Here is a 13899-nt window from a genome sequence, read left to right as displayed (position 1 = left end):
CTGGTAGATGTACGGCTTAGAGCATCTTCTTAGAAAAGAGGGGTAAAAAATCATGTCAATAGGTAATTTAGATCAAAGTTTATATGGGAATATTCATAAGGTCAATTCCAGTCCCTGTATACTCCTTTTTGATTTGGAAACGGGAGGACATCACCCAAGTTATATTCGCCATCTAGTGAATTATTGCTGCGATCAAAAGTTGCCAATTAACCTAGATATTGTTGTATCGCCTAAATTTATAGATGAACATCCTGATGTTGTGGAAATTCCCATTAAGAGAAATCAATCACAAATTAGATTTATATCAATAACTATAGAAGAATATCGCTATTTACTTAATGCAGGTTCTTTATTGCAGAAAATATTTAGAGAGTGGAAATTATATTGTCAATATGCAAGAGTTCTGCAAGCAACACACTGTTTATTAATGTATTTGGATACTCTGCAATTACCTATAGCTTTAGGAGAACAGTCTCCTTGTCCATTCTCTGGGATTTATTTTAGGCCTACATTTCATTACAAAGATTTTAATAACTACACATTTTCTGTAAAAGATATCTTTCGAGGGTGGCGACAAAAATTAATTTTGCATAGAGTTTTAAATAACCCCCAGTTTCACTGTTTATTTTGCCTGGACAACTTAGCTACTAAATATATTAAAAAACTTCACTCTCCAGCAGAGATTGTTAGTTTAGCTGACCCTGTAAAAACATATAATTCTCAACAAGAAAAAATCGAGGTACTGCGCCAAGAGCTTGGTATTGGTAAAGATAAAAAGATATTTCTTCTATTCGGTAAAATAACTAGTCGTAAAGGTATCTATAAATTACTAGATGCTATTAAGATTTTACCTGAAGAAGTTTGTCAAAAGATATGTTTGTTACTGGTGGGTTCTATAGTACAAAAAGATAAAATATTAGTACAAAGTCAAATAGAAATAATTTCTCAGTCTTTGCCTATAGAAATAATTACCTGTGATAAATTTATTGCAGAAGAACAAGTACACCTCTATTTCCAATTATCAGATGTTATCCTAGCTCCCTATCAAAGACACGTGGGAATGAGTGGAATATTATTACTGGCTGCTGCGGCAAAAAAGCCCGTATTGGCATCTAATTATGGGTTGATGGGTCAGTTAGTACGCCAAAATAAACTGGGTATAGCTGTAGATTCAACATCACATGAAGCAATTGCTAATGGCATGACCTATTTTATTGATAATCAAAAAAAACCAGCAGATATTTTTGACTTAAAACTCATGAACGATTTTGTAGAACAAAATTCTGTAGATAATTTTTCCCATACTTTATTTAAAAATATTTGTACAGAAATAAAAGCTGATTTTTTATAGGTTAAGAAAATATGAATATACATACATCTATTTTATATTCCCCATTTTACTTGAAATTAAAAATATTATTATTCTCAATAGCTTTATTTGGGTATGGAATAATTGCCTCTTTTATTTACGATGGATCAACTTCGCGGTTGCTAACTCTACCTTATCGGGCATTTATATTTTTACTGAGTATACTAGTATTTTTAACTAAAATTAATCATAATAATCATCAAAAAACAAGTAATCCAGGTAAAATATCATTACTGTATTTTGTTTTTACATATATTTTTTTCTACTCCTTAAGACTAGTCCATGATGTCGTATACCAAGATATATTTCGAGAACCTAGCGAATACTTGTTATTTTGGTTTGGTATGTGCTTAATACCAGGGATAACATTTATATTTTTAGATTTTAAGCATTCCCAAAAATATTTATATTTATCCTGGCTCTTATTGGCGATCGCATCAATTTTAGCAATACCTCTCATTTTACAAGAACAAGCCAGTGGAACATTTGTCGCACAGGGGAGATTGGCCAGGGAAGCATTAAATCCAATTTCCTTGGGACACCAAGGTGGTTCACTATTATTAATCAGTCTCTACATTTTACTTAATCAACAAGATAGCAATAATAAAATTACTCAAAATTTATATATATTATTTTCATTCATCGGTTTGATATTACTCTTTTTCGCTTCTTCCAGGGGTCCAGTTATAGCGGTTAGTTTCTGCTTTATTTTATATTTAATTAGAATTTTTATACAAAAGTCAAAAGGTAATGTATGGAAAAAAATGGGTGTCATTATAATGTTGATTGTTTTTGCAAATCTTGCCCTTTCATTTGCATTGGATTCGGGTAGTAGTTTAATAGAACGTTTTTCTTCTACTGCTAATGATTTTGATAGTTCAAGATTTGTACAACGCCCAGAACTATATCAGACGGCTATTGAACTCATTGCCAAACATCCAATATTTGGCTATGGTTTAGAACTACCTGGTGTGGGATATCCACACAATATAATACTTGAAGCATTTCTTGCTACTGGGCTTGTAGGCGGATTTTTATTTCTGATACTTTATATTTATGCCGCAATCAAAGCATTAAGAATAATTATGTATGAAAATAATCCATGGGGATGGTTAGGGATTATTTATATTCAGTATGCTATTGCTGGTATGTTTTCTGGTTCTTTATACAATTCATATATGTTTTGGTATTTATTCTTCGCTATTTGTGGTTGGAAGAAGTTAAATACAGCCCCCGGACAATAGCAATTTTGACTCATACCTTGATTTGGTTTTAATTATGAATTATTCTCCCATTGCACTTTTTGTCTATAAGCGTCCTGAGCATACTCGCCGTACATTAGAAAGTCTTATCCAGTGTCCTGAGTTTGCTGATAGTCCCCTCTATGTTTTTTGTGATGGTGTGAAAAAAGAAGAAGATAGAGAAAAGGTAAATCAAACTCGTGAATTAGTCCACTCTTTATTAAATGAAAAAGCCAAGATTATAGAATCTTCAGAAAATAAGGGTCTAGCAAATTCAATTATTACCGGAGTAAGTCATATATGTGAAATATATGGTCGTGTAATAGTTCTAGAAGACGATTTAGTAGTAGGGACTGAGTTCTTAACATTCTTAAACAGCGCTTTAGATAAGTACCAAGATGAAGACTCCGTAATGCAAGTTTCTGGATATATGTTTCCAATTCCAGAGTTAATACCGGAAACCGAAGCCCTATTTTTACCCTTCATATATTCTTGGGGATGGGCTACATGGCAAAGGGCTTGGTCAAAGTTTGACCCACAAAGTACTGGCTGGGAAGTATTAAAGAGTGATAAAAATATGCGATCGCGTTTTGATTTAGATGATAACTACGGTTTTTTTGATATGCTAAATCAACAAATGTCTGGCAAAATAGATTCTTGGGCGGTTCGCTGGTATTGGAGTGTTTTTAAACATAATGGATATGTACTATATCCCCCAAACAGTTACATTACTAATATCGGTTTAGATGGTAGTGGTACACATGGGTCTTGGTACGTAAATCAACGTTTAAAACAGATACAGTCTCAACAAAAATTGAGTCAATTTACACTACCAGATGATATTAAAATCAACGAAGACAAATTTAAGCTTATTAAAAAATATCTCAGAACTTTACAGCCCAAATGGGTGAAAATCCTGAAAAAATTCTTGATCCCTAGTTGGGTTGTAAAACTTCGTAAATGTGCCTTAGCTGTTCGCAATTACTTTGTTTGAATACTCTGATTATCTCAAGTTTGATCTATTTTGAATCACCACAAACAGTAATTTATTAAGGTATCATATGGCTGTAAAATTTGTGAAATCTTTGATAAATACCGAAAAAATTAAATACATCCAGCAAATATCAATTTTTTCCTCCTTTTTAAATTCTCAGTTAGGTCAATATAGCCGTATATATCCCTTTACTAAAGTAAGTGACACCCAAATTGGAGCCTATACTTATATATCTTACGGATGTATAATTAACAATTGTCACATAGGTAATTACTCTTCAATTGCTCGTGGTGTAAAAATTGGTTTGGGTAAACATCCGGCAAATTTCATTTCAACATCACCAATATTTTATTCTCTCAATAACCCTTTAAAAAAATTGTTTGTAAAATCGCAAAAGTTCACGGAATTTGAAAGAACAACTATTGGTAATGATGTCTGGATAGGAGTCAACGTTGTGATACTTGATGGCGTTACTATTGGAGATGGTGCAATCATTGGTGCTAATGCTGTTGTCACTAAAGACATTCCACATTTTGCCATTGCAGTAGGTTCTCCTGCAAAAATAATTAGATATAGATTTTCCGAAGAAAATATGCAAAAATTATTGTCTATAAAATGGTGGAATAAAGATATTTCAGAATTAGAAAAGGTTAAAGATTTATTTCAAGCTGAGGCTAATGATTCATTCATTGATAAATTAACAGCCCTCTTGGTTTGAAATTTTCTCTAGTAATTACATGGCTATAAATATTTAAATTAATATTTAATGTTATTGTTTCAGTTCTTTGAAAAGCAGATTAAATATAATGAAAGAAATCGCTATTCTTACCCAATATTTCTACCCCCATCAAGGTGCCACCTCTCAGCTAATTACAGACTTAGCTAAGGGACTGTCCCACCGGGGATACACTGTTAATATATTCACAGGAACCCAAGCAAAACAAACCACCCCAGAATCACTAAATCTTAACATTAACCGCGCCTTCTCCCCCATTAAATCTAGCACCAGCATTTACAGTAAAATTGCCAGTTCAATATTTTTCCTCCTGGGCGCTTTATGGTATGTGATATTTAAATTACCCCCTAGTACCCCCCTGTTAATTGCTTCTAACCCCCCCTACGCTGGTGTTTTAGGTATATGTTTTAAAATTATCCATCGGGGTAAATATTATTTTCTCCTGCAAGATATCTTTCCCGAATCAGCTGCAATGTCTGGAATAATCAAGGAAAACAGCATCATATATAAGTTCCTCAGCAAAGTTATCTATTTTACTTATAAATATTCTGAATATATCATTGTTCTCACCACATCAATGCAGGAATTTATAGAGAAAAAATATCCTGATTTAAAATCTCGAATTAAAATCATTGAAAACTGGTCTATTGCAGATATTCCTATTGTCAAGAAACAGGAAAACCAATTTGCTCAACAGTATCAGCTTCAGCAAATATTTACCGTTTTATATTCAGGTAATTTGGGTAGAATGCATGATATTGAAACCATAACGGAAGCGGCAAAAATACTTAGAGATGAACGGATTAGATTTGTATTTATTGGTGATGGTGCCAAAACTCAGATAGTTAAACAAGCTATTGATACCGAGCATCTGCAAAACATTCTTATACTACCATACCAGGCGCGAGAAGTATTACCTCTATCATTAACAGCTTGTGATATTTCCTTAGTTAGCCTCATACCAGGCGCAGAATACATAGTTGCACCCTCAAAACTTTACGGAATGCTAGCAGCAGGTAGGGGAATTATATCTATATCGGTATCAAATTCATATATAGACCAGCTATTAAGTAATTCTGGTTGTGGGATTAATATCCCCCCCAATCATCCTCAGTACCTTGCTGATATAATTCGTCAACTACAAAGTGACCAAGAAAAAGTTAAACTCATGGGTGAAAGAGCGCGTCAACTATATGAAAACAAATATACATTCCATCGTGCCTTAAGTGAATATGAGCAGATTCTGTTTTCTTCACCCTTAGAGGATGTTTGAAAACTGATCATTAATGTATCAAATATTGTTTTACCCCTCCCTAACCCTCCCCTTACAAGGGGAGGGAAAATGTCATCTTTAGATATACACCCTATACTCAATTATGTCATGACTAAAACTATTGTTACCGGAGCCGCTGGATTCATCGGTTCTCATCTTGTAGAAACTCTGTTAAATCAAGGACAGCAAGTCATTGGAGTTGACGAGTTCAATGATTACTACAGTCCCGAACTGAAGCGGAAAAACATCGCCAGTTTCCAAAATCATCCCGCATTTACTTTAATTGAGAAAGATATTCAGGTTTTAGATTGGCAGACACTACTAGAAGATGTAGATATAGTTTACCATCAAGCTGCTCAAGCGGGGGTACGTGCAAGTTGGGGTCAGGGTTTTCGTGCTTACACTGAGCGCAACATTAATGCCACACAGATTATACTGGAAGCGGCAAAAGATAGCAAGCACCTGAAAAGATTAGTCTTGGCTTCTACCTCTAGTATTTATGGCGATGCCGAAACCTTACCTACCCATGAGGGAATTTGTCCCCAGCCAGTTTCACCTTATGGTATTACTAAACTCGCAGCAGAAAGATTGTGTGGACTGTATTACAAAAACTTTGGTGTTCCCTATGTCTCACTGCGTTATTTTACAGTTTACGGACCAAGACAGCGCCCAGATATGGCATTTCATAAGTTCTTTAAAGCAGTAATTGAGGATCAGCCTATTCCTATTTACGGTGATGGAAAACAAACCCGTGACTTTACCTTTATCAGTGACGCTGTGGCGGCTAATTTAGCTGCCGCTACTGTACCAGAAGCTGTGGGGGAAATCTTGAATATTGGTGGTGGTAGTAGGGTAGTATTGACAGATGTTTTAGATACAATGGCAGAAATTGTGGGTCAACCAATTAAAAGAAATCACATTGAAAAGGCGATGGGCGATGTACGCCACACGGCGGCTGATGTATCTAAGGCCAGAAACATTATCGGTTATCTACCCCAAGTATCCTTGAGAGAGGGTTTGTCTCAAGAATGGCAGTTTATTCAATCTTTGTATAGCTGTTGACGCGTCCCCTTTACCCCCATGAAAATAATTTAGCATTTTTATTATACCAAGTAAATTTGGCAACTCGCTTATATCCCCTGGAGTAAACCCCAGGGGATATATCTATTGTTAGTGGTGAAGTAGCGTATACTATAACTCACAGTTTGTACACAGGACTAAAGTTTTCTCTATCCTGAGTGGTTACGCAACTGTTACTCCGAACCTTAGTATCTATCTACTCTGATATCTTAGGGGTGGTTTTTTGCCAAAATTTTAGTTATGGAATAACATTAGACTATACAATGTGAATTTAAACAAGTATAAATGATTGGCGTTGTAGAGTTATAGATAAATTATGCCATCTTATCAAGAAGACCAAGACGAGATTAATTTAGCACAGTATTGGCTAACTATCAAAAGACGTTGGTTGCCCACAGTCACCATAGCCGCCTCTGTATTTGGTCTCACAGCTTTTTATACTTTTAGTCAAAAGCCCATTTATGAAGCCGAAGGTAAACTGATTTTTGATAAACAAAGTAGTGCGTCTTTGACAGGTGTGAGTGAGCGGCTCGGAGAACTCAGTGGTGTAGGAAGCACATCCAACCCTTTGGACACCCAAGCCGAAATTATTCGCTCTCACCCCCTGATTCAAAAAACCATTGATGCCTTGCAGCTAAAGAATGAGGATGGGGAACCCTTAGGCATCAGTGGTTTTCTGCGTAAACTCAAAGTCCAAAGTATCCGGGGAACTGATATTATGCAGTTGTCTTACCGTGATACTAGTCCTGAGCAAGCCCGGGCGATCGTCAATCAATTGATGTACGCTTATCTAGATAATAATGTCTTGACCAACCGTTCCCAAGCTACAGCCGCCCGGAAATTTCTCATGGAGGAATTACCCAAGGTGGAGGCACAAGTTGCATCTGCGGAATTAGCACTACGTCTGTTTAAAGAAAAATACGAAATTGTCGCCTTAGAAGAAGAAGCTAAACAAGGAGTTGAAAGACTCTATGAAATATCTAACCAGATTACTCTACTACGGGCGAGGTTGGCAGATGCTAACAGTCGTTCTGGTGCTTTGCAAAATCAATTGGCATTGAGTACACAGCAAGCTGTGTCCCTGAGCAGTCTGAGTCAGTCAAGAGCAGTACAACAAGTGCTATCAGAATACCAGAAGATTCAAGACCAGTTAGCGGTGGAAAGGTCAAGGTTAACAGATCAACATCCCACAGTTGTTAATTTATTAGAGAAAGAACAAGCTTTGAGGGCACAGTTGGAAGGAAGAGTTAGTCAAACTCTGGGTAGTTCACAACCCATCGCAGAGCAAGATTTACAAATGGGACAACTCAAACAAACCTTAACTGCTAATTTGGTGCAAGTAGAAGTAGAACGGCTGGGCTTGGAGAATCAAGTTAATGTATTGAACCAAGCTTTTACTGCTGATGAAGCCCGTCTGAGAACCTTACCCAAGCTCGAACAACAACAACTACAGCTACAACGACGGCTACAAGTGTCACGAGGCATTTATGAACAAATGCTGACTAGATTACAAGAAGTGCAAGTTGTGGAAAATCAGAATGTCGGTAATGCCAGGATTGTTTCTGAGGCTTTATTACCGGATAAATTCGTTTCTCCTCGTATTCAATTGAATTTGGCACTGGGGGGATTTTTAGGCATTGCTTTAGCTTTTGGCTCGGCTCTATTCCTGGATGCTATAGACAAGTCTGTAAAAACAGCCGAGGAAGCCGAGCAGTTACTCGGCTATCCTTTGTTGGGTGCCATTCCTCAGTTAGACCGTCAAGAGGGGACAACGGAATTACCATTACTGGATAACCCCTATTCGGGAGTGAATTCCGCTTTTGAAATGCTGCAAATCAACCTTGGTTTTACTCTTTCTGACAAGCAACTCAAGGTGATTGTGGTTAGTAGTTGTTTACCAACTGAGGGTAAATCTTTTGTCGCCGCTAATTTGGCATTGGCTAGCGCTCAGATGGGAAGGCGAGTGCTATTAATTGACGCAGATATGCGTCGCCCGCGTCAACATGAGGTGTGGAAAAAACGTAACTTGATGGGTTTAAGTGATATTTTGGCGGGGCAGGCTTATTTAGCACAAACTTCCCAGGAAATGTCGGTAAATCTGGACTTGCTAACTTCGGGAACAATACCCCCTAACCCTGCTGCACTATTAGATTCCCGGCGGATGGAGGAGTTAGTAAAACAAGCATCCCAAGATTACGATTGTGTGATTATTGATACTCCGCCGTTGAGATTGATTGCCGATGCCACAATTATCGGGAAAATAGCAGATGGAATCTTGTTAGTTTCTCGTCCTGGTGTGGTTGACTCTGATGCTATCAGGACGACAAAGGCATTGTTAGTAAATTCACAGTTGCCAGTGTTGGGTATGGTAGTTAATGGTATATCTAGGAATAGCAGTTATTACTACAACAATTATTACCACTATTCTCACTATAATCATTCCAGAAATGCCACAAGGAAGAGAGATAAGATTCAGTCACAATTAAAAGCAATTACGGGGAAATGGTTAGATAAAAATTGACACCCTCCTTGATTTACCCCAAAGTAGCCAACATCCCCTCTGCAGAGAACGATGTTTTAGATAAGTAATAAAACCAACATTATAAAATACAGTATGAAATTTATGTCCTAAAAATCACAAATATGCTTTAATATATAGTGTCACTGTGTTGCATATGCTCACGTGTAGGTTATAACCCTTAGTATCTAAAACAATCCAATGAAAAATGCACAGTCGGACTATCAAATCTTAATTCTGTGTGATTTTCTGTGATTCGCTTGTAGCCGAAAAATTTAGTAAGTATGCTATTTTAAGTAGGATACTCCTTTTTAAGAGTTGGGCTTCGATGGTCTCAATTGATCTCAGTCCCTCTAAACGTAACCTTCGCAAGTTGTAGTTAGATTTAGCTGAGGAGGTCGAATTGCGCAGAAGGTGTGACCGAAATCGGAAACGTTCAAAACGTAGGGATATCTATTGTCCTATACATGGCTGTTATCTGGATAGCGTGAGTCAAAAATATAGACTTTTCGCCGACAAAGCAGGACAATTACAGGAACGAGGGTTAAGTCGGCGGGCGGCATTATTGTCCATCGCCAATTACACAGCAGTAACCTTACATGGAGAGTGGTTAGAGGCTTTTTGGTGTGAACACTGTCAGGAAAAAAAGTGGTATTATGTCTGTCAGTCGTCGGATGATGGTAGATATGATATTTCTTTGGCACCGAAGGAACTCTGGCAACAGGTAACAGGAGTAATTGACCCTGACGGTAATCCTTCAGTGGGTGAGTTTACGCGGATAAATGCTAAACAACTGAACCATCATGCTCTCAATAATTTTTATTGTTTGTGAATTCACCCAAAGCCTCTGTTTCTAGGTCTGCTGTTTCCATTGCATGATACGAGGTGGGAGATGACAGTTTGGTTACAACAGCTTTCCTCAAGTAGTGGTGATTTATGATGACCTTCTGCAGCAAAGGGCGATCTGCTTGCAGCAGCGCTTCGCTATCGCCATTGAGTATGATTGAAGTCTAAGATTACATAGAATAAACATACAGGACTTAGAACCACAATTTCAGGATCAGAACAAGAAACTGATTGAAATTAACCTCGACCAAACACAAAAACCAGGGATCCAGGGAATGAATTCCCTGGCTAAAAGCTGAAGTCGGTTAAAAACCGACTGGGAAGAAGGTTAAGGATTTTTGTGTGATTTGTCAATTTAATTTATCAATAGCAGCAGAGCTTTAGAACTTCAGGGTATATCCGGAGCAGAACAAGAAACCGATTTAAATTAACCTCCACCCAAACCCCAAAACCAGGAAGACTCTTAATTGATTCCCTGGATTGGTGAGAACTTTTACACCAAGGGGCGATCGCTCCTGAGATCAAATCAACATCATCATAACCAACAGTGGCGAAAAAAGCAGACATAGGGGGAAAAAGATTAATCAGTCTTGCACCCAATACCTGGGTAAAGTGGATTACTCAGCGCAGTGACTTACAAGTACAAGACATCCTCAACACAGAATTTCAGTGGATAGAGCGGGAAAGTGATGTTTTACTGAAGGTTTTATCCCCAGAAATAGGAGAATTTTTGCTGCTCAATGAATTACAGCTACGGTACAATCAGAGAATGCCCCAAAGGATACGGGCTTATACAGCTTTAGCAGAAGAACGTTATAACTTAAGGGTATATCCAGTCTTAATCAACATCCTCCCCCCAAGTAGTAAACAAACCATTCCCCAACGTTATGAATCAGAGATATTAGGGATAAGAGCCTATCAAGACTACCAAGTGATTAACCTGTGGGAGGTAGATGTTAACCTGGTATTTGAGCAGAAGATATCAACCCTATTGCCATTTGTACCAATTTTGCAGGGTGGAAACAGGGAAGAGAAATTACGTCAAGCGGTGAGAGAGTTAAGACAGGATGAGCAACTGCAAGACTTAGAACCGTTATTGTCATTTTTTGCTAGTTTTGTCTTAGATATTCCCTTAATTCAACAAATCATGAGGTGGGACATGACGGTATTGAGAGAATCGCCCTGGTATGAGGAAATATTGAAAGAGGGATTACAGCAGGGGGAAAAACAAGGACTACAACAGGGACGACTTGAAGGACGACTTGAAGGGGAAACCCAATTAGTTATACGTCAGTTACAGCGTCGCTTGGGAACCTTGGATGATACACTCAAACAGCAAATTCAGATGCTACCAGTAGAGCAACTGGAAACTTTAGCAGAAGAATTACTAGACTTCAGGGATGTACAACAGTTACTAACTTGGTTAGAACAGCTTTCTTGATGTAGTAGGGAGTGAGTTTATGAATTCTCTTGACGGGTGACTGTTGACTGTACCAAGGGGCGATCTGCTTGCAGCACTGCGTAGCGATCGCCATTACGTATGATTGAAATCTCAGGTTACATAGAATAAACATACAGGACTGAGAACCACAAATTCAGGCTCAGAACGAAAAAACTGAAGTTAAATTAACCTCCAATAAACACAAAAACCAGGGAACCAGGGAATGAATTCCCTGGCTAAAAGCTGAAGTCGGTTTTTAACCGACTAGGAAGAAGGTTAAGGATTTTTGTGTGATTTGTCAATTTAATTTATCAATAGCAGCAGAGCTTTAGAACTTAAGGGTTAAGTTACATCTGCTTTCTGAAACATGAAAAATGTTTATGGGCGATCGCCATTTGTTGGATGTTATATAAACATTGAAAAATAGTATGCTTATTCCCTGCATTTCTGATCTCAAGGTTTAAAAAGAGGATACTGTCAACCATTTAGCCAATGTTGCATAAAAATCCTGATCAATTACAAAAAATGCCTAAAAATACTGACGGTAAAAACCGACATAAGCACAGTCAAACATTAATTAAGGAATTACGGCAATTGTGGGGCTACCTGAGCCGTCGCCGTCAGGTGCAGTTGGGGGCTTTGCTACTGCTGATGCTACTGTCTTCTGTGAGTGAGATGGTTAGTGTGGGGGCAATTTTTCCCTTTCTGGGAGCCTTGACTAATGCACAGATGCTATTGAATGCTCCCCATCTCCAACCAGTATTAAACTTATTGCAGATTCAGACCCCAATCCAACTAGTGAGGGCCTTAGCTGTGGGGTTTATTGTCGCCGCAGTATTAGCTAATGGGCTGCGATTGCTGACCCTGCATGTGCGGCTGCGCTTGGCTGCAGCGGTGGGTTCTGATATCAGTAGCCAGGTTTATCACACTACTCTGCGACAGCCCTACAGTTTCCATGTGCAGCACAACAGTAGCGATTTGATGCAGACGGTAACTGGGGATACCACGCTTCTGACTATTAATATCTTGATCCCCTTGGTGGCGTTTTTCACGGATGCCCTGGTTATACCTGCTTTGATGGCGACGCTATTATTCATTGATGGCAACATTGCCCTCTGGACAGGGGTAATTTTGGGGGGAGCCTACACAGTGATTTATCGCACCCGGCAACGCTTACTCAAGCGTAATAGCAAAATTATCGCCGAATCGGGGCAACGGAAAATCAAGGTGGTGCAGGAGGGGATTGGCGGGATTCGGGATGTGCTATTGGGACATTCCCAAGACTTTTTTGAACGGGTGTATCTGCGGGCGGAGGCTGCTTTAAAGCAAGCTACAGCGACTAATTTGATTATTTCCCAGTCCCCCAGATATCTCATAGAGGCTTTGGCATTGTCTGCGATCGCCCTTTTAGCACTGAGTTTAGGTCAAAATGGGGATTTTAGCCAGGCGGTGCCAGTATTAGGTAGTTTAGCCCTGGGGGCGAAACGGTTACTACCGGCTATGCAAGAGGCTTTTGCATCTGTGGCAAAAATTCAGGGGTCGCGGGCGGCGTTAACGCGGGTGTTAGTGGCCTTAGAACGACCCATTGAGCCACTGCTGGGAACGACTGTTTCCAGTCCCTTGGGGTTGGAACAGGAACTACGGTTTGATGGGGTATGGTTTGGTTATCACCAGGAAACACCCTGGGTATTGCGTGATTTTCACCTGCAGATTGCCGCCAAGACCACAGTAGGGTTTGTGGGGAGTACGGGAAGTGGGAAAAGTACCACAGCAGATTTAATTTTGGGACTTCTACAGCCAAATAAAGGCACAATATGGGTAGATGGGTTACCTTTACAAGGTGAGCGGTTACGCCAATGGCAACAGAGTATTGCCCATGTACCCCAGCAGATTTTTCTGAGTGATGGCACTATTGCGGAGAATATTGCTTTTGGGATTCCTCAAGACCAGATTGATTTTGAGCAGGTGCGAAAGGCGACGCGGTTGGCTCAGATTGATGAATTTATAGAGGGATTACCAGCTAAATATGATACCTACGTGGGAGAGCGGGGAATTCGGCTGAGTGGGGGTCAAAGGCAGCGCATAGGCATTGCCCGGGCGCTGTATCGCAATGCCTCGGTGATTGTGTTTGATGAGGCTACCAGTGCTTTAGATAATGCCACGGAAAAGGAAGTGATGGCGGCTATTGAGGGGTTGAGTCATCAGTTGACGGTAATTTTAATTGCCCACCGCTTGAGTACTGTGCAGAGATGCGACTGTATTTTTCAGTTACATCAGGGACAGGTAGTGGCACAGGGTACTTATGAGGAATTGCTGGCTAATAGTAGCAGTTTTCGGACTATGGCTTTGAGTGGTGTGGATGGTGAAGATAATAAATTTACTATGATTACATAACCTCACC

Annotated in this window: 10 protein-coding genes; all 10 read left to right on the top strand. The window is 39.0% G+C overall.

What is annotated here, in order from left to right:
- The first annotated feature begins 52 nt into the window (after window positions 1-52).
- The 10 genes from AC6IZ0_RS13555 to AC6IZ0_RS13510 all read left to right on the top strand — a co-directional run bounded on the left by AC6IZ0_RS13555 (window position 53) and on the right by AC6IZ0_RS13510 (window position 13892).
- Window positions 53-1351 carry a glycosyltransferase gene (locus AC6IZ0_RS13555; protein ID WP_497723392.1) on the top strand — a complete coding sequence of 433 codons (1299 nt, stop codon included), beginning with the start codon at window positions 53-55 and terminating at the stop codon, window positions 1349-1351.
- Window positions 1352-1362: 11 nt separating this feature from the next.
- Window positions 1363-2613: an O-antigen ligase family protein gene (locus AC6IZ0_RS13550; RefSeq protein WP_497723391.1), complete on the top strand. Its 1251-nt coding sequence runs from the start codon at window positions 1363-1365 to the stop codon at window positions 2611-2613.
- Between the two features lie 34 nt (window positions 2614-2647).
- On the top strand, window positions 2648-3604 hold the full coding sequence (locus AC6IZ0_RS13545) for a glycosyltransferase family A protein (protein ID WP_497723390.1): 957 nt from the start codon (window positions 2648-2650) through the stop codon (window positions 3602-3604).
- A 67-nt stretch (window positions 3605-3671) separates the two neighbouring features.
- A complete protein-coding gene (locus AC6IZ0_RS13540; RefSeq protein ID WP_497723388.1) occupies window positions 3672-4322 on the top strand; it encodes a CatB-related O-acetyltransferase in 651 nt (216 codons plus the stop codon).
- Between the two features lie 88 nt (window positions 4323-4410).
- The gene (locus AC6IZ0_RS13535; protein WP_497723386.1) at window positions 4411-5613 is read left to right on the top strand and encodes a glycosyltransferase family 4 protein; all 1203 of its coding nucleotides are present in this window, start codon (window positions 4411-4413) and stop codon (window positions 5611-5613) included.
- Window positions 5614-5721: 108 nt separating this feature from the next.
- Entirely contained in the window at window positions 5722-6675 is a 954-nt protein-coding gene (locus AC6IZ0_RS13530; RefSeq protein ID WP_497723385.1) for an NAD-dependent epimerase/dehydratase family protein, read from the top strand.
- Window positions 6676-7009: 334 nt separating this feature from the next.
- Window positions 7010-9214, top strand: coding sequence for a GumC family protein (locus AC6IZ0_RS13525; protein ID WP_497723383.1), 2205 nt, complete (start codon window positions 7010-7012; stop codon window positions 9212-9214).
- Between the two features lie 400 nt (window positions 9215-9614).
- Window positions 9615-10043, top strand: coding sequence for a hypothetical protein (locus AC6IZ0_RS13520; RefSeq protein ID WP_497723381.1), 429 nt, complete (start codon window positions 9615-9617; stop codon window positions 10041-10043).
- A 561-nt stretch (window positions 10044-10604) separates the two neighbouring features.
- Complete coding sequence (locus AC6IZ0_RS13515) at window positions 10605-11498, top strand: Rpn family recombination-promoting nuclease/putative transposase (RefSeq protein WP_497723380.1); 894 nt, start codon at window positions 10605-10607, stop codon at window positions 11496-11498.
- Between the two features lie 525 nt (window positions 11499-12023).
- On the top strand, window positions 12024-13892 hold the full coding sequence (locus AC6IZ0_RS13510) for an ABC transporter ATP-binding protein (RefSeq protein WP_271734903.1): 1869 nt from the start codon (window positions 12024-12026) through the stop codon (window positions 13890-13892).
- The last annotated feature ends 7 nt before the right edge of the window (window positions 13893-13899 follow it).

Source organism: Anabaenopsis sp. NIES-4685, assembly GCF_059725405.1.
Note: the sequence above shows the minus strand (reverse complement) of the source record. Positions and strands in the feature narration are given on the sequence as shown.